Source organism: Stenotrophomonas veracruzanensis (genome assembly GCF_032911525.1).
GTDB lineage: Bacteria > Pseudomonadota > Gammaproteobacteria > Xanthomonadales > Xanthomonadaceae > Stenotrophomonas > Stenotrophomonas africana.
This window is the reverse complement of record NZ_JAWJTI010000007.1, coordinates 45,554-60,812: the sequence shown is the minus strand read 5'-3', so window position 1 is coordinate 60,812 and position 15,259 is coordinate 45,554. Positions and strand designations below refer to the sequence as shown.

At 66.3% G+C, this 15,259-nt stretch carries 18 protein-coding genes and 1 tRNA gene; 13 read left to right on the top strand and 6 right to left on the bottom strand.

Annotated elements, in window-relative coordinates; translation table 11 throughout:
- Positions 1-139 precede the first annotated feature (139 nt).
- The 4 genes from birA (at position 140) to R1H25_RS07640 (ending at position 2,813) form a co-directional block, all read left to right on the top strand.
- Positions 140-1,108 (top strand): bifunctional biotin--[acetyl-CoA-carboxylase] ligase/biotin operon repressor BirA, encoded by a 969-nt coding sequence (birA, locus tag R1H25_RS07655; RefSeq protein ID WP_317223231.1) that lies wholly within the window; start codon positions 140-142, stop codon positions 1,106-1,108.
- Complete coding sequence (locus tag R1H25_RS07650) at positions 1,105-1,836, top strand: type III pantothenate kinase (protein ID WP_014035648.1); 732 nt, start codon at positions 1,105-1,107, stop codon at positions 1,834-1,836. Before birA ends, R1H25_RS07650 begins: the two co-directional genes overlap by 4 nt.
- Positions 1,837-1,845: 9 nt before the next feature.
- A complete protein-coding gene (locus R1H25_RS07645) occupies positions 1,846-2,697 on the top strand; it encodes an SPOR domain-containing protein (RefSeq protein ID WP_317223230.1) in 852 nt (283 codons plus the stop codon).
- A gap of 40 nt (positions 2,698-2,737) precedes the next feature.
- A tRNA-Thr gene (locus R1H25_RS07640) sits at positions 2,738-2,813 on the top strand.
- Positions 2,814-3,032: 219 nt separating this feature from the next.
- Here the strand turns inward: R1H25_RS07640 and R1H25_RS07635 are convergent.
- Positions 3,033-3,815: a hypothetical protein gene (locus tag R1H25_RS07635; RefSeq protein ID WP_317223229.1), complete on the bottom strand. Its 783-nt coding sequence runs from the start codon at positions 3,813-3,815 to the stop codon at positions 3,033-3,035.
- Positions 3,816-4,222: 407 nt separating this feature from the next.
- Between R1H25_RS07635 and R1H25_RS07630 the strand changes: the two genes are divergently transcribed.
- Positions 4,223-4,525, top strand: a complete 303-nt coding sequence (locus tag R1H25_RS07630) for an addiction module antidote protein (RefSeq protein WP_317223228.1) — start codon at positions 4,223-4,225, stop codon at positions 4,523-4,525.
- A 234-nt stretch (positions 4,526-4,759) separates the two neighbouring features.
- On the opposite strand, the gene R1H25_RS07625 is transcribed toward R1H25_RS07630, so the two are convergent.
- Both R1H25_RS07625 and R1H25_RS07620 read right to left on the bottom strand, forming a co-directional pair.
- The gene (locus R1H25_RS07625; protein WP_317223227.1) at positions 4,760-5,083 is read right to left on the bottom strand and encodes a hypothetical protein; all 324 of its coding nucleotides are present in this window, start codon (positions 5,081-5,083) and stop codon (positions 4,760-4,762) included.
- Positions 5,084-5,162: 79 nt separating this feature from the next.
- The gene (locus R1H25_RS07620; protein ID WP_317223226.1) at positions 5,163-5,570 is read right to left on the bottom strand and encodes a hypothetical protein; all 408 of its coding nucleotides are present in this window, start codon (positions 5,568-5,570) and stop codon (positions 5,163-5,165) included.
- A gap of 591 nt (positions 5,571-6,161) precedes the next feature.
- Between R1H25_RS07620 and R1H25_RS07615 the strand changes: the two genes are divergently transcribed.
- Positions 6,162-6,932, top strand: coding sequence for a DUF3011 domain-containing protein (locus R1H25_RS07615; protein WP_317223225.1), 771 nt, complete (start codon positions 6,162-6,164; stop codon positions 6,930-6,932).
- Between the two features lie 24 nt (positions 6,933-6,956).
- Here the strand turns inward: R1H25_RS07615 and R1H25_RS07610 are convergent, their stop codons facing one another.
- Positions 6,957-7,304, bottom strand: a complete 348-nt coding sequence (locus tag R1H25_RS07610) for a hypothetical protein (protein WP_317223224.1) — start codon at positions 7,302-7,304, stop codon at positions 6,957-6,959.
- A 130-nt stretch (positions 7,305-7,434) separates the two neighbouring features.
- Here R1H25_RS07610 and rocF point away from each other — a divergent pair, with 130 nt between their 5' ends.
- From rocF to R1H25_RS07595, 3 genes are all read left to right on the top strand, one after another.
- Positions 7,435-8,355 carry an arginase gene (rocF, locus tag R1H25_RS07605; RefSeq protein WP_107378954.1) on the top strand — a complete coding sequence of 307 codons (921 nt, stop codon included), beginning with the start codon at positions 7,435-7,437 and terminating at the stop codon, positions 8,353-8,355.
- A 162-nt stretch (positions 8,356-8,517) separates the two neighbouring features.
- On the top strand, positions 8,518-8,655 hold the full coding sequence (locus tag R1H25_RS07600; protein ID WP_008266021.1) for an entericidin A/B family lipoprotein: 138 nt from the start codon (positions 8,518-8,520) through the stop codon (positions 8,653-8,655).
- A 203-nt stretch (positions 8,656-8,858) separates the two neighbouring features.
- The gene (locus tag R1H25_RS07595) at positions 8,859-9,080 is read left to right on the top strand and encodes a CsbD family protein (RefSeq protein ID WP_004153772.1); all 222 of its coding nucleotides are present in this window, start codon (positions 8,859-8,861) and stop codon (positions 9,078-9,080) included.
- Between the two features lie 71 nt (positions 9,081-9,151).
- Here the strand turns inward: R1H25_RS07595 and R1H25_RS07590 are convergent, their stop codons facing one another.
- Positions 9,152-9,958: a hypothetical protein gene (locus R1H25_RS07590; RefSeq protein WP_317223223.1), complete on the bottom strand. Its 807-nt coding sequence runs from the start codon at positions 9,956-9,958 to the stop codon at positions 9,152-9,154.
- 108 nt (positions 9,959-10,066) lie between these two features.
- On the opposite strand from R1H25_RS07590, the gene R1H25_RS07585 reads away from it, so the two are divergent.
- From R1H25_RS07585 to R1H25_RS07570, 4 genes are all read left to right on the top strand, one after another.
- Positions 10,067-11,362: a tryptophan--tRNA ligase gene (locus tag R1H25_RS07585; protein WP_317223222.1), complete on the top strand. Its 1,296-nt coding sequence runs from the start codon at positions 10,067-10,069 to the stop codon at positions 11,360-11,362.
- Positions 11,363-11,566: 204 nt separating this feature from the next.
- Positions 11,567-11,863, top strand: a complete 297-nt coding sequence (locus tag R1H25_RS07580) for a hypothetical protein (protein ID WP_049448240.1) — start codon at positions 11,567-11,569, stop codon at positions 11,861-11,863.
- 220 nt (positions 11,864-12,083) lie between these two features.
- A complete protein-coding gene (locus R1H25_RS07575; RefSeq protein ID WP_317223221.1) occupies positions 12,084-13,016 on the top strand; it encodes an MBL fold metallo-hydrolase in 933 nt (310 codons plus the stop codon).
- A 105-nt stretch (positions 13,017-13,121) separates the two neighbouring features.
- Entirely contained in the window at positions 13,122-14,774 is a 1,653-nt protein-coding gene (locus R1H25_RS07570; RefSeq protein ID WP_317223268.1) for a M28 family metallopeptidase, read from the top strand.
- A 171-nt stretch (positions 14,775-14,945) separates the two neighbouring features.
- Here R1H25_RS07570 and R1H25_RS07565 read toward each other — a convergent pair whose 3' ends face one another.
- Complete coding sequence (locus R1H25_RS07565; protein ID WP_057500017.1) at positions 14,946-15,245, bottom strand: hypothetical protein; 300 nt, start codon at positions 15,243-15,245, stop codon at positions 14,946-14,948.
- Positions 15,246-15,259 lie beyond the last annotated feature (14 nt).

Here is a 15,259-nt window from a genome sequence, read left to right as displayed (position 1 = left end):
ACATCCACGTTAAGGGAAGGTGAGTTCCCGATTCTAGCCCGAACTCGCCGCCCCGTTGGAAGCCCTTGCGGAACCCAGCGTGGCGGGCGTCGCTGGCGGCTTTCCCGCATAATTCCTTTCTGACTTCGTGGAAGCTGCCGTGGACGATCGCCAATTGCTGGCCAAACTCGCTGCCGGTCGCCTGTCCGGCGACGCCCTGGCCCGTGAGCTGGGTCAGACCCGGGCGGCCATTTGGAAGCGTATTCAAGGACTTAGGGCCGCTGGTGTGGACATCGAGGGCCGCGCCGGCGAGGGCTATGGCCTGACCCGCCCGGTCGATCTGCTGGACCCGGACGCGATCCGCGCCGGCCTGCCTGCCGACGTCCAGGCCCTGCTGCACGACCTGCAGGTGGCTTGGACGGTGGACTCGACCAACGCCGAATTGCTGCGTTGCAGCGCGCCCCAGCGCGGGGTCAGCGTCCTGCTGGCCGAGCGCCAGACCGGTGGTCGCGGCCGTCGTGGCCGCACCTGGGCCTCGCCGCTGGCCGCGCATATCTACCTGTCGGTGCTGCGCCTGTACTCCGGTGGCCTCGGCCGCCTGGCCGGGCTGAGCCTGGTGGCCGGCATCGCCGTGGCCGAAGCGCTGCACGATCTGGGCTACACCCAGGCGCAGCTGAAGTGGCCGAACGACCTGATCGTCGATGGCAAGCGCAAGCTGGTCGGCCTGCTCGCGGAAGGCGGTGGCGAATACGCTGGCCCGGCGCGCGCGGTGATCGGCATCGGCATCAACACGCACATGCCGCCGTCGTTCGCCGAGCAGATCACCCAGCCGTGGGTGGACCTGGATACGCTGGCCGGCAAGCCGGTGGACCGCAACGTGGTCGTTGCTGCCGTGCTGACGCGCCTGCTGCCGGCGCTGGAAGAATTCGATCGCGAAGGCCTCGCTCCGTTCCTGCCGCGCTACGCCGCCTTCGACATGCTGGCCGGCCGCGAAGTACGCGTGGAACTGGACGGGCAGTGGCAGCACGGTACCGCGCTTGGCCTGGCCGATGACGGCGCATTGCGCGTGCGCATCGATGGCCAGGAACGCCTGCTGCACGCCGGCGAAGTCAGCGTGAGGGCAGCATGAGCGATTGGTTGTTCGACCTGGGCAACTCGCGCTTCAAGTTCGCGCCGTTGCAGGGCGACCGCGCCGGTGACGTGCAGGCCTGGGCGCATGGCGCCGAAGGCATGGCCGGGCAGCCGCCGCACAGCCTGCCCAGCGGCCGCACCGCGTTCGTGGCCAGCGTGGCCGCCCCCTCGCTGACCAGCGCCATGCTGGACCAGCTGCAGCGCCGCTTTGAACACGTGCATGTCGTGCGCACCAGCGCCGAATGCGCGGGCGTGCGCATTGCCTATGCCAAGCCGGAAAAGTTCGGTGTCGACCGCTTCCTGGCCCTACTGGCTGCGGCCAAGGCGCAGCGCCCGGTGCTGGTGGTCGGCGTGGGCACCGCACTGACCATTGACCTGCTCGACGCTGATGGCCAGCACCACGGTGGCCGCATTTCCGCATCGCCCACCACCATGCGCGAAGCACTGCACGCGCGTGCAGTGCAGCTGCCGGCGACCGGCGGCGACTACAGCGAATTCGCCAACGACACCGCCGACGCGCTGGCCTCTGGCTGCGACGGCGCGGCCGTGGCGCTGATCGAACGCAGCGCACAGCAGGCGCACACGCTGCTGGGCGTGGCGCCGTCGCTGCTGGTGCATGGTGGCGGCGCACCGGCGCTGATACCGCTGCTGCCTGGCGCCGACTACCACCCATCGCTGGTGCTGGATGGCCTCGCCCGCTGGGCGGTGCACCAGCCCGCAGGCTAGTATCCGCGCATGCTGACCCGTGCCCTGATCGTCGTACTGGCCATCCTTAATCTTGGCGTCGCCTGCTGGTGGCTGCTGCGCGATGCGCCGCACAAGCCTGCGCCGCCGCCGCAACCCGCCGGCGTGGCCGAGCTGCGCTGGGTGCCCGGTGGCGTGGATGCCGCTGCGGCTGCCGACGCCACCGCTGCCGCGCCGACCGCGCCGTTGGTGGAGCGCGAACCGGCGGAGAAGACGGCTGTGGCTGCCACGCCTGCGCCAGCCGCGCCGGCCCAGCCGGAGGTCGCCAAGCCGCAGGTAGCTGAGGCTACGCCGCTTGCTGCCGCTGCCAAGCCGGCAGCAACACCGCCTGCACCCGTACCGGCACCGGAAAAGCCCGCAACCCCGCCCGTGGCCGCCGAGCCGCCGCGCTGCGTCGCGCTGGGCCCGTTCGCCGACCGTGCCGCCGCGACCAGCGCGCAGGGCAAGGCCGGCGCTGTGCTCAGCCAGGTGCGCCTGCGCGAACAGCCCGCTGCCAGTGGCAGCGCCCGTTTCCGGGTGATGCTGCCGGCCGCCGCCAACCGCGACGAAGCCCAGGCCACGGTGAAGCGCATTGTCGCCGCCGGCCTGAGCGACTACTACATCATCAGCCAAGGCGAGGACACCAACGCCGTGGCGCTGGGCCAGTACCGCAACCGTGAAGGCGCCGAGCGACGCATGGCGGCAGTGCAGGCCGCCGGCTTCCAGCCGCGCCTAATCGCCAGCGGCGACGCTGGCCAGTGGTGGCTGGAAGGGCAGCTGGCGGCGGGTACGCAGCCGGCCCAGGCCCAGCAGCGCAGCGGCGCGACACAGAGCCGGTCGCTGGAATGCACGCGGTTGCGCTAGAATCCCCGGACCGCGGCGCTGCCGCCGGTGAACCACCCATGCCGCTTTAGCTCAGTTGGTAGAGCAACTGTCTTGTAAACAGTAGGTCATCCGTTCGATTCGGATAAGCGGCACCACATGGGAAGCGCCGAAACGCCTTGAAAATAGGGGTTTCAATAGAAAAGGCCAGCGCGGGGCGCTGGCCTTTTTACCTCTACCGGGAAAATTGCCGGGAAAATTAGCGACTCTTTTTTGGCTTCACGGCTGCTTTGACCACCGGCACAGAGTGGTCGTACAGCTGCCGCGTGGCCTTGATCACCTGGCCACCGGATGCCTTGTCCTCGCTATCGGTAGCGCTACGCGAGAGGCGGTGGCCATCGGAGGGCAAAGCCCTGGTACTGCTGCTCCGTGTACTTGATTGCATCCCTTGCCTCATCTGGGAGGGTATGCGCTACCTCTGTTGCCGCAAGGAGAGCAAGCCATGCAAAAACGGCCGCATGGCTTACCAACTCCTGCATGCCTTCGTTCTGAGAGTGCCATCCCATCGGCAGATGCATTCCATCGGAGCCCCGAAACCTGGCGCCGCCATACATACCGACCACGTTCACTCCACCATGGACGATGCCGTTCCATTGGTTCCAGTCAGCCTGGACTGACTCGACTAGCCTCCCCCGAGGTTCGAACGCGTATGCATGGTCAACGATTTCCGCGAGTTCGCCTGCAGACAGCTTCGTCTTCTTCGAACCGAACTTCGCGCGCATCGGCGCTCGCTGTGGCATGAGGTCTTTCGTGCGGAAATATTGGATCTCGTCATCAGTAGCGGGCTTGGCAAAGAACGCTCCACGCAACAGTGTCTCGGTCAGCGATCTGTAGAGCGATACGGCACCGAACTGGCCCAACTCTGGCTCGGTCGCCAGAAGGTGGCTGAAGGCCCACGCTTGATCCATGGCCGCAAGCAGCAGTGGAACGGCAGTACGCCCTCTATCGTGCGCATGAAACGTGACTTCTGCCAAAGCGCTGCGGGCCAAGGTGATGAGGCGCCGTGCTTGGTGCGCACATTCTTTGAGTTCTTCTCTGGGCATCGCGCTAGGCGCGGTTGCTCGCTGTTGCGCCACGATGCGAGCGATTGCGTCGGCCAACGAAGTCATTAATTCCCCCCGGTCGATCTATAGAATACCGGCAGCGGGCTCGCAGACGAATTAGTCTCAGTGCCAGACCTGCGTGCCTTATGGAATGCCTCTTCTGCATTGCCCGTAGCAGCGCTAATCCCTGACCCTACACGGCGTTCATTGACACTGCTAGTTATTGGCGGGCCTACCGCTTCCTGTGCGCATTCCTGACGATGGGATACTCCCGCACGCGATGTTGGAAAGTGTAGCCTGTAGGCTACACTCAACGAAGCTGAAGGGAAATTTTCTGGTCGGAGGCGACAAGGGTTCACAGCAGCGCGATATAGAGAAGGCGAGGGAAATGGCGCGCGCCCTGTGAGCATCGAACTGGCTGTCCGCGAAACGACTCAATACCGAAGTTCCGGAGGTGTCCCATCATGGCCATCAAGAGAAAAGTCGAACTCAAAGCATTTGATGTGGCCGAGCACCTTCGAACGCCGAAGGAAATGGCCGCCTATCTCGAAGCCTGCATCGAAGAAAGCGACGGCGATTCTGCATTCATCGCCAAGGCGCTCGGCGATATTGCCCGCGCTCAGGGCATGAGCAAGGTTGCGCGTGCGGCGGGCTTGTCGCGCGAGAGTCTGTATCGCGCACTGTCGGGCGAGCGCAGCCCGGATTTCGCGACCATCCTGAAGGTGACCCGTGCCCTGGGTGTGCGCCTGCATGCCAGCGCTGAGTGAGCGTACGTGCGGACCTTGATGCGTTGGCACGTCGCTGGATGTAAAGCGCACGGAAAAGCATGAAAAAACCGCCTTTCGGCGGTTTTTTCGTCCCAAGCCGGTGAGTCAACTCAATGACGCGGCAAAGGAGGAGTCGTTTGGCCATTCTGGCTCGATGCAGCTTGTGTGCCACGCGGCGCATTGATGCATCACGCGTCTGCCGTTGCCAGATCAAGGCATTCGGCGCGAACAGGTTCAATCAAACCGGATGATGCGGATCAACCCCTTTGTCGATGATCCGTCTCCGAAGGCGGCCACCCTGCCACAGGGGAATACCTCTTTCGCACCGTCGTGGTTGATGAATGAGATCGTGCAGTGTGCCCGCGTTCCTGGCATGATCCGGGTGATGCCGCGGTCATTCAAGACGAAGCCGTACCACATAAGTTCAGGGCTTATGGACAGCGCCATTGGGCGCGCGGTGGAGGCGATCATCTCGGCAACAGCGCCGCCGCGCGAATCCACTTCGTCCAGCCGCAGCTCAACGAGAACAGGCTTCAGGTTTGGATAGGGTTTGCTCATTCCAGCAGCGGGTCTGCCTGATTCGCTAGCCGGGGAGTGACGTTGTGAACCTGTGCATTGGGGATCTCAATGTTCTGCATTACTGAGCCCCACCCACCTGCAACGCCACATACTCCGCCAGCCCCCGGCAGGCCAGCATCAGCCCTTCGCGCGTGCCGTCGCCGATATCGTCCTTCTCATCCCCATCCACACGCACGCGCTCGACGGCGTGGTACAGCTCCAGCAACGACACCAGGCCCACTGCGGCGCGATCCCTGCGAGCGGCAGCCACCGCTTCACCAGGTGTGCCTGCCGGCCCCGGCCACGGCTGTCCATCGGCGGCGTCCCCGGCCTGGATGCGCTGCAGGCAGCCGGGCAGGTTGATGGGCGCGGGCGCCTCGTTGGCGGCGGCGAAAGCGGCTTCCAACGGCTGCGCCAGTTCGGGTGGCAGGCGCAGCGCGGCCTCGCCAAGGGTGGCGGTCAGGTACGGGTGATGGGTCTTGGGCATGCGGGCGTCCTCGTCGGCAACAGAGGTGCCACCCGAAGAGGGTGGCGGGCGATGCGTGGCTTCCAAGACCGGGTCAACGAATCGGCGGGCACGAGGCCCCCACGCACCGCCCGCCGTCGATCGGCTAACGGATTGCCAGCCGGCGCCGCCCCTGAAAGGACGACGCCGGCTGGCAAGCGTATACATCGTTGACAACACGGGCTTGGAAGTCCCGACCACCTTTGCAGGTGGCGATTCATCATGCGCACGCGAAATCCCCGCCTGCCAGTCGTTTGTTTCGATGGCATCGGGTGATCTGAAAGGAAAAATGAATTATCGCGTTTGGCCCGTTTCGAGCAGTGCAATGCCAGAAGCGACATATCGCGCAGCGCCGTCATCATCGGCTATCCGGGCCGCGCCACTGTTGCCGCACGGCTTACAGTAGCGTGCGACGTAAAGCTGGCTTAACAGCCTCGGTAAGGCACCAAGGCAACGATACCAGACGTGAATCCCCACGCGCGCTACCGGATCTTGATATTCCTCACGGACCGCCCGCAGCGCCCACCGCATACTGCCGCTACACGCCCACTTGGGCCCCTTCGGGATCCGCACATGCGTCGCCACGCCCTGTCGCTCACCGTCGCACTGTTGTCCACTGCGGTCGTGGCCCCGGCCATGGCTGCGGTACCGTTCTTCAACGCCAGCTGCCCGGGCGGCATCGATGTTCACGCCGACGATGGCGGGCCGGTCTACGTGCAGGGCCGCGAGGCCACGCTGAAGCGCTACAACGACCGCTATTTCGAAGCACGCGATGCCAACAGTGGTATCACGTTGTCGATCAGCCGCAGCGATGACGGCACGCCGCAGATCAGCTACACCGGCCGTGGCGGCGCCAATGGCATCTGCCAGGTCAGTACTCGCGGCACACCCGCGCCCGCCGCAAGTGGCGCGCAATCTCACCACGCCGCCGGTGGCGATGCCGCGCTACCCCGCGAAGTCACCTGCGAATCCACCGGCCAGCAGCAGGTGTCGTGCGATCTGAATACCCGCGGCAACGTGGAAATCGTGCGCCAGCTCAGCCGTACCCGCTGCGAGGAAGGCAAGAACTGGGGGCTGGCGCGGCATTCGGTGTGGGTCAACGGCGGCTGCCGCGCGGTGTTCCGCAATGTGTCCTCGGTGGCCACCCCGGCGCCGGCAGGCGATACCGCGCTGGGTTCCTGCAACATGCGCAAGGGCGCGCAGGGCACGCTGGTGACCCAGATGCCGGTGGGTAGCGACTACCAGGAACTGATCATCGATTACCCCGATGGCCGCTTCCTGTGCATGATGCGCAACAACGGCCAGGTGCAGAGCATGACGCCGGTTCGCCGCCGCGGCGGTTGAGTTCCTCGTGGGCAGGAACCTCCGTCAGCCGCTGCTCTTCCGCAGCAGCACCCACGCCAGCATCAGGGCGAACATGCCGACGACGGTCAGGCCGAACCACAGCGCGGCCACCTTCACGTTGCCGATCAATACCTCCAGCGCGCGGTGCAGTTCGCTTTTCACGATCGGGTATTCAGCGTGTGCCTTGCGCAGGCGCTGCCACCCCAGTCCGAGGAACAGCAGAAACGAGAATGGCGTCAGCAGCAGCGTCGCCTGCATCAGCCAGGCGTTCGGCGACGCATCAATCGAGCTGCTGAAAAAAACCGCAAACGCAGCGATGGGCAGCGCGCCGATGAAAAAGCGGGGCCAGGCGGTGTTGATGAAGGGCGACATCGCAATCTTCCATGAAGGACGGTCGGGTCCGCGCGGCATCATGCCATGCCAATGCCCTGCTGCACCGCCGCGAGTGGTGTCACACAGCTCTGGCTAGACTGTGCTTCTTTTTCCCCCGCAGGAGGCACCCATGGCCCATCCCATCTCCGTATCCCTGATTGGCGTTCCCACCGACGTGGGTGCGGGCCATCGTGGTGCCCGGCTGGGGCCGGAAGCGCTGCGCGTGGCTGGGCTGCCGGAGGCGCTGGAAGCACGTGGGGTGGACGTGCGCGACCTGGGCAATCTGGATGGTCCGCGCAACCCGTGGACCGCGCCGGTGGAAGGCTACCGCCACCTGGATGAAGTGGTGGCGTGGAACCATGCACTGATGGAAGCCAGCTATGCCGAACTGCAGGCCGGCCGCATGCCGATCATGCTCGGTGGCGACCACTGCCTGGGCATCGGTTCGATCACTGCGGTGGCGCGCTGGTGCCGCGAGCAGGGCAAGACCCTGCGCGTGCTGTGGCTGGATGCGCATTCCGATTTCAACACCAGTGATGTCACCCCGTCCGGCAACATCCACGGCATGCCGGTGGCCTGCCTGTGCGGCCTCGGCCCGGACGCGTTGACCCAGCTGGGTGGCAGCGCACCTGCGATCACCCCGTCGCAGATGCACCAGATCGGCATCCGCTCGGTGGATCCGGAAGAAAAGCGCCTGATCAAGACCCACAAGGTAGATGTCTACGACATGCGCTACATCGACGAGAACGGCATGAAGCGCGCGGTGGAAGCGGCGCTGGCCGGTATCGACGAGAATACCCACCTGCATGTCAGCTTCGATGTCGACTTCCTGGACCCGAGCATCGCACCGGGCGTGGGCACCACCGTGCCGGGCGGGGTGAACTACCGCGAGGCGCAGCTGGTGATGGAGATGATTGCCGACACCGGGCGCATGGGGTCGCTGGACATCGTCGAGCTCAACCCCTTGCTGGACAAGCAGAATGCCACCGCCGAACTGGCCGTGGACCTGGTCGAAAGCCTGTTCGGCAAGTCCACTCTGATGCGCGATTGACGGCTCGGCCTGAACGGATCCGTGATCCGTTCACACCCGCTCCACGCCCCTGCCGCCAGATTGCACTTCACGCGGCGGCAGTGGGCATTGGTGCCCTCCCGCCGAGCGAAAGAATCCCATCCGCGAATGAAGCGGTGTAGCGGTGAACCCAAGGAGAAGCCCATGAAGCGCGTAGTTGCCCTGATGCTGTTGTCGATGTTCTCGGTGGCCCTGCTGGCCGGTTGCAACACCATTGCCGGTGCCGGCAAGGACGTGCAGAAGGCGGGCGAGAAGGTCGAGGACACCGCGAAGGGCCGTTGAGCCCTGCACGGAACGGAAAGAGAAAAAGGCCGGGGATTTCCCCGGCCTTTTTTTGCGCGCGTTTCACCGCATGACTGTCTAAGCGGAGTGAACCATTCAAGCAGGTGAGCATCTATTTCATGGCTGGTTGACCGTTAGTCAACAGCCGTTGCGCGAAGCTAGAGCCACGGTAAGAACGCCGTTGCAACCAAGGACTCCCAGCAATGAACAAAGACATCATTTCCGGCAAGTGGTCGCAGCTGAAGGGCAAGGCCCAGGCCAAGTGGGGCGATCTGACCAACGACGACTTCGATGTGGCCGAAGGCAATGCCGAGTATCTGGCCGGTCGCCTGCAGGAACGTTATGGCTGGGCCAAGGACCGCGCTGAGAAGGAAGTCCGTGAGTTCCAGGATGCGGTAAGCAAGGACTACCCGGACTACAAGTAAGCGCTACGGTTTCCCCCACAGCACAACGCCCGCACCGAGAGGTTGCGGGCGTTGTGCTGTGGGGCAGGCGATCAGCGCGCCGGCGGGTCCGGCACGTAGCGGTTCGGGAACGCCTGCGGTTCGCGCGGCAGGCGCGAGGGCGCATCGACCAAGATGCCGCGCGCGCGCAGGTTGCGGGCGCTGTCGTAGCGCAGCTGCAGGACCTGCGCCGGGCTGCGGCTGGCGCGTTCGAAGTCGGTATCGCGTACCGAGGACTGCTCGCGTGCGCCGTGGCCGGTGCCCAGCGCTGGCGCCTGCGACTTGCTGGCGTAGCCCTCGATGCGGCTGTTGCTGGCGCTGGCATCGGCCGCCGCTTCGGCCTGTGCGGCCGGTGCCGGCAGCGGCAGGCCACGGCGCAGGATCGGCTCCGGGCGCCAGCGCCGCGCTTCCTCGAACACCGCAACACCGACCACGCCGATGTTGTTCGGGCGGCCGGTGCGGCTGGCATAGCTGCCGCTGGGGCTGCTGAACACGAACTGCGCCACTTCATCCTGGCTCTTTCGCCAGCCGGTGATGTCGGCGCGCTGGCCGGGGTTGAGCACGTAGCCGGTCTGCGAGGGATCGGCATCCTCGCCGGAGATGGCGTTGACGCCGTCCACCGACAGCACCACCAGCACCCGGCGCGGGCTGTCGTTGTACAGGCGTACGGCGTAGCGGTGGCCGCGTTCCCCGGCCACCCAGCGCTGGCCCTCGGCGGGGTAGCTGCGCAGTTCGGTACCGCGGTCGCGGTCGACCAGGGCCATGCGCACGGGGCCACCCTCGTACGCCGGCGGCGGCATCGGGGCGGGGCGGAAGGCGGCCAGGGGCAGGATCAGCAGCAGGGGCAGCAGGCGTTTCATCGGGCGTCTCCAGCGGGGTTGCGTGAATGAACGCGCCGCGGGCCCTGACGGGGTTGGTGGCGTGCAAGGTAAACTGGCCCCGTTCATCGAAGGTTACCCCACGCAGTCATGACGACCCGAGTCCTTACCGGCATCACCCCCTCCGGCACGCCCCACCTGGGCAACTACGTTGGCGCCATCCGTCCGGCCATCGCTGCCAGCCGCGCGCCGGGGATCGAGAGCTTCTTCTTCCTGGCCGACCTGCACAGCCTGATCAAGTCGCAGGACCCGCAGCGCACCCAGCGCGCGACCCTGGAGATCGCGGCCAGCTGGCTGGCCTGCGGCCTGGACCCGGAACACGTGTGGTTCTACCGGCAGAGCGACATCCGCGAGACCACCGAGCTGATGTGGTTCCTGACCGCCATCGCCAGCAAGGGCATCCTCAACCGCGCGCACGCCTACAAGGCGGCGGTGGACAAGAACCGCGAGGAAGGCGTGGACGATGACGCAGGCGTCAGCGCCGGCCTGTTCATGTACCCGGTGCTGATGGCCGCCGATATCCTGATCTTCAAGGCCAACCAGGTACCGGTGGGCCGTGACCAGATCCAGCACATCGAGATGGCGCGCGATTTCGCCCAGCGCTTCAACCACGTGTACGGCAAGGAGTATTTCCCGCTGCCGGACGTGGTGATCGACGAGCAGGTGGCGACGCTGGCGGGCCTGGATGGCCGCAAGATGAGCAAGAGCTACCACAACACCATTCCGCTGTTCGTGCCGCGCGAGGAGCTGAAGAAGCTGGTGTTCTCGATCCTGACCGACTCGCGCGCACCTGGCGAGCCGAAAGACACCGAGGGCTCGGCGCTGTTCCAGATGTACCAGGCCTTCGCCACCCCGGAACAGACCGCCGAATTCGCCAAGGCCTTCGCTGCCGGCATCAGCTGGGGTGATGCCAAGCAGCAGCTGTTCGAGCGCATCGACAGCGAGCTGTCGCCGCTGCGCGAGCGCTACAACGCGCTGATGGCCGAGCCGGAGAAGATCGAAGCGCTGCTCAAGCGCCGTGGCCAGCAGCTGCGCGAGCAGCTGGCAGCACCGCTGCTGGAAGAGCTGCGCCATGCCGTGGGCCTGCGTGACCTGTCCACCGCCGGCGACATCGCCAGCGAGGACGCCGGCGTTGCCCGCGTGGCACCGCCGCTGTTCAAGCAGTACCGCGAAAAGGACGGCCGCTTCTACTTCAAGCTGACCGCCGGTGACGGCACGCTGCTGATCCAGAGCGAAGGCTTCGATTCGCCGCGCGATGCGGGGCAGTTGATTGCCGTGATCAAGCAGGCCGAGCAGGGCGACCAGCTGCAGAGCGAGCTGTTCAAGCTGGAGGCCGAGGTGGATGCGGTGCTGGCGGCCTTGGCCGCGCTGCGCGAAGAGACCTGATCGCAGGGTCTGCCTGCCCTTTGTAGAGTCGAGCCATGCTCGACTTTGCTACGCCTCTGTAGAGCCGAGCCCATGCTCGGCTGCTTTGCTACCCAGCCGAGCATAGGCTCGGCTCTACAGGGAAGCACCCCGCCGGCACGACCGTGGAACAGCGCCCGTGGCATGATGTCCGCGCGCCTCCGGCGCGATGACATGGAGTCTGCAATGGCCTGGTTGTCGCTGCTGCTGTTCCTGCCCTGGTTCCTGCTGCTGGGCAGCCTGTACTGGCTGTTCCCGCGCCAGCCGCGCACCGCGCGGCGGCGCCTGTTCGATACCACCACCCTGGTGCTGGCCTTCGCCCTGAGCATCGTGTCGATGCTGTGGGGGTACCGCATCGGCGTGGTGCAGCCCGACGCCGGCCCGATCTGGCCACAGGTGCTGGCGGTGCTGTATGCCTACGGCGCGTTCCTGGCAGTGCTGGTGCTGGCATTGCTGTTGCGGCCGCGGTTCGCATTGCGCTGAACCTGGCCCTTGCGCACCCGATGGACCTGCGGTTGGTTGGCCTGCGCTTGCCTTGGTAGAGTCGACTGTTAGTCGACTGCTCTCTGGAAGCCCGCGCTGCGCGCGACAGTCGACTCTACCCGGCCAGCGGCCGGCACTACCCGACCAAAGCCGCATCGAACCCGGGCCGCCTGCGCGCCTACCATGGGCGTCTGTTCCCGATCCTGCCAGGTGCGTGCCGATGACCGCCGACCCCAGCATCCACACCATCGATACCGGCTTCCAGCGTCCCGACTTCGACGCGGCCTATCTGATCGTTGAAAACGGCCGCGCTGCGTTCGTCGACTGCGGCACCGGCCTGTCAGTGCCGGCCATGCTGCAGGCGCTGGCGGACGCCGGCCTGGGTGTGGACGCGGTCGACTGGCTGCTGCTGACCCACGTGCACCTGGACCACGCCGGCGGCGCCGGCCTGCTGATGCAGCAGCTGCCGAACGCAAAGGCGGTGCTGCATCCGCGCGGTGCGCCACACATGATCGACCCGACCCGGCTGATTGCCGGTGCTACCGCCGTTTATGGTGCCGAGGAAATCGCCCGCAGCTATGGTCGCATTGAAGCGATTCCGGAGCAGCGTGTGGTGGTGGCCGAAGACGGCCACCGCATCGATCTGGCCGGCCGCGAGCTGGTCCTGCTGCACACGCCGGGCCACGCGCTGCACCACTACTGCGTGTGGGATGCGCGCAGCCGCAGCTGGTTCACCGGCGATACCTTCGGCATCTCCTACCGCGAGCTGGACAGTGCGCAGGGCGCTTTCATCTTCCCGACGTCGTCGCCGGTGCAGTTCGACCCGGAGGCGATGAAGGCCTCGATCCAGCGCATGCTGGGCTACGGTCCGCAGGCGATGTACCTGACCCACTATGGGCGCGTGCAGCAGGTGCAGAAGCTGGCCGACGACCTGTTCGAGCAGATCGATGCAATGGCCGCCATCGGTCGCCAGTGCGACGGTCGACCGGACCGCCACCGCTGCCTGTTGGCCGCACTGCAGGCGCTGTACCTGGAACGCGCACAGCTGCATGGCTGTGCGCTGGACGATGCGGCGGTGACTGCGGTGCTGGCGATGGACATCGAGCTCAACGCACAGGGCCTGGCGTGCTGGCTGGACCGCATCAGCAGGTAGATCCACGCCATGCGTGGATGACGTGGGCCCAGGCTGCGCCGTGATGTCACGACCACGTTACACTCTGGTGACTTCCAAGCTAGCCGTGGTACTGCCGTGAATCCGATGCGCGTGTTGCTGCTGTCGTCCTGCCTGTTTGTCGGGGGCCTGGCCCATGCGGCCAATGACCTGCCCGGCGGCGGCATCGATCCGCAGGCACTGTCGCGCCACGTGCGTGTGCTGGCGTCGGATGAATTCGAGGGCCGCGCGCCGGCGACCGAAGGCGAAGAACGCACGGTGCAGTACCTGATCGAGCAGTTCCGCAGCTATGGCCTGCAGCCGGGCGGCGTGGACGGCAGCTGGGTGCAGCCGGTGCCGCTGGTGCGCGCGCAGCTGGACGGACCGGCCAAGGCCAGCCTGTCGCTGAAGCAGGGCAAGCGTGCGCTGGCCAACGGCGTGGACGTGACCCTGCAGAGCCTGCAGCCGCGCAAGCGCGTGCAGATCAAGGATGCCCCGCTGGTGTTCGTCGGCTACGGCATCGACGCGCCGGAACGCCAGTGGAACGACTACAAGGACGTGGACCTGCACGGCAAGATCGCTGTCGTGCTGATCAATGACGCCGATTTCGAGGCTGATGCGCCGGGTGCGTTCGACGGCAAGGCGGTGACCTACTACGGCCGCTGGACCTACAAGTTCGAGGAAGCCGCACGCCGTGGCGCCGAGGGCGTGCTGATCGTCCACGAGACCGCGCCGGCCGCGTATGGCTGGGCCACGGTGAAGAGCTCGGGTACCTCGCCGCTGTTTGACATCGAGCGCGGCCAGGCCGAGGCGATGGCGCAGCACACGCCGCTGCGCGGCTGGATGCAGCGCGAGCTGGCCGAGGCGATCTTCGCCGACGCCGGCCTCGACTTCGATGCCGAGAAGCGCAAGGCGATGCGTGCAGACTTCCGCCCGGTGGCACTGGACAACGCGAAGCTGAGCGTGGATTTCGCGCTCAAGCGCGAGCAGGTGGTGACCCGCAACGTGGTGGCCAAGCTGCCCGGTGGTGAACACGCCGACGAGGCCGTGATCTTCTCCGCGCACTGGGATGCCTTCGGTATCGGCCAGGCCGACGCCAAGGGCGACCGCATCCGCCGTGGTGCGATCGACAACGCCACCGGCGTGGCCACGGTGCTGGAACTGGGCCGCGTGTTCGCCGCCGGCCCGCAGCCGCAGCGGACGCTGTACTTCGTGGCCCTCACCGCCGAAGAGAAGGGCCTGCTGGGCGCCAGCTACTACGCCGCGCATCCGCTGGCGCCGCTGGACAAGACCGCTGCAGTGCTGAACATCGAGATGTTCAGCCCGGATGGCCCGACCCGCGACATCGCTTCGTGGGGCAAGGGCCGGGTGTCGCTGGAAGGCGATCTGGAACGCGTGGCCAAGGCCCGCGGCCGCAGCTACAGCCCGGACCCTAACCTGGAAGCCGGCTTCTTCTACCGTGCCGACCACTTCGCCTTCGCCCGCCTGGGCGTACCGGCGATCACCATCGGCCCAGGCCTGGACAAGCTGGATGGTGGAGTTGAAGCCGGCCGCGCGCTGCGCGAGAAGTACTTCGCCGACTGCTACCACCAGGCCTGCGATGCGTGGACCCCGAGCTGGGACCCGAGCGGCCACGCGGCCGACACCCTGCTGGTCTACGACCTGGGCGCCGAGCTGGCCAACAGCCGCCGCTGGCCGACGTGGGAGAAGGAATCGGAGTTCCGCGGCGCGCGCGACAAGAGCGAAGCGGCCCGCCGCTGAGGATCGGGACCGGCAGGGCGTCATGTCATTCCGCCGGGGGTAGGGCCGACTGCTAGTCGACTATCGCGCGCAGCGCGGGTTTTTCCGGTGGCGACAGAGAGAGCAGTCGACTAACAGTCGACTCTACCGATTGCCGATTGCCGATTGCCGATTGCCGATTGCCGGCCGGCACTACCTGCGCCGGCGCAACAGCTTCCACGCGCCCCAGCCACTGGCGACGAGCGCTGCCAGATAGCACGCCACCATCGTACGCAGGCCAACCGGTGATCCTGCATTGATGCCGCGATGCAGGCGCAGTTGCAGCGAGCTGTGGCCGCTGCCCAGGTCCACCGCCAGCTGCAGCGCCAGCGCGCCGCAGAACACCAGCAGGGCGACCCCGAAGCCGATGCGCGGCCACGCGGCCTGTGCGTTGGGACGACGCAGCAGCCAGGCCAGTGCCGTGGCTGCGGCCAGCGTCGCCGCCATCCACATCAGTGGCGTGGCGG

What these genes read in the sequence shown, in the direction of transcription:
- R1H25_RS07650 (WP_014035648.1), top strand. Translation starts at nt 1,105, where the DNA reads ATGAGCGATTGGTTGTTCGACCTGGGCAACTCGCGCTTCAAGTTCGCG.
- R1H25_RS07645 (WP_317223230.1), top strand. Translation starts at nt 1,846, where the DNA reads ATGCTGACCCGTGCCCTGATCGTCGTACTGGCCATCCTTAATCTTGGC.
- R1H25_RS07630 (WP_317223228.1), top strand. Translation starts at nt 4,223, where the DNA reads ATGGCCATCAAGAGAAAAGTCGAACTCAAAGCATTTGATGTGGCCGAG.
- R1H25_RS07625 (WP_317223227.1), bottom strand. Translation starts at nt 5,083, where the DNA reads ATGAGCAAACCCTATCCAAACCTGAAGCCTGTTCTCGTTGAGCTGCGG.
- R1H25_RS07620 (WP_317223226.1), bottom strand. Translation starts at nt 5,570, where the DNA reads ATGCCCAAGACCCATCACCCGTACCTGACCGCCACCCTTGGCGAGGCC.
- R1H25_RS07615 (WP_317223225.1), top strand. Translation starts at nt 6,162, where the DNA reads ATGCGTCGCCACGCCCTGTCGCTCACCGTCGCACTGTTGTCCACTGCG.
- R1H25_RS07610 (WP_317223224.1), bottom strand. Translation starts at nt 7,304, where the DNA reads ATGTCGCCCTTCATCAACACCGCCTGGCCCCGCTTTTTCATCGGCGCG.
- rocF (WP_107378954.1), top strand. Translation starts at nt 7,435, where the DNA reads ATGGCCCATCCCATCTCCGTATCCCTGATTGGCGTTCCCACCGACGTG.
- R1H25_RS07600 (WP_008266021.1), top strand. Translation starts at nt 8,518, where the DNA reads ATGAAGCGCGTAGTTGCCCTGATGCTGTTGTCGATGTTCTCGGTGGCC.
- R1H25_RS07595 (WP_004153772.1), top strand. Translation starts at nt 8,859, where the DNA reads ATGAACAAAGACATCATTTCCGGCAAGTGGTCGCAGCTGAAGGGCAAG.
- R1H25_RS07590 (WP_317223223.1), bottom strand. Translation starts at nt 9,958, where the DNA reads ATGAAACGCCTGCTGCCCCTGCTGCTGATCCTGCCCCTGGCCGCCTTC.
- R1H25_RS07585 (WP_317223222.1), top strand. Translation starts at nt 10,067, where the DNA reads ATGACGACCCGAGTCCTTACCGGCATCACCCCCTCCGGCACGCCCCAC.
- R1H25_RS07580 (WP_049448240.1), top strand. Translation starts at nt 11,567, where the DNA reads ATGGCCTGGTTGTCGCTGCTGCTGTTCCTGCCCTGGTTCCTGCTGCTG.
- R1H25_RS07575 (WP_317223221.1), top strand. Translation starts at nt 12,084, where the DNA reads ATGACCGCCGACCCCAGCATCCACACCATCGATACCGGCTTCCAGCGT.
- R1H25_RS07570 (WP_317223268.1), top strand. Translation starts at nt 13,122, where the DNA reads ATGCGCGTGTTGCTGCTGTCGTCCTGCCTGTTTGTCGGGGGCCTGGCC.
- R1H25_RS07565 (WP_057500017.1), bottom strand. Translation starts at nt 15,245, where the DNA reads ATGTGGATGGCGGCGACGCTGGCCGCAGCCACGGCACTGGCCTGGCTG.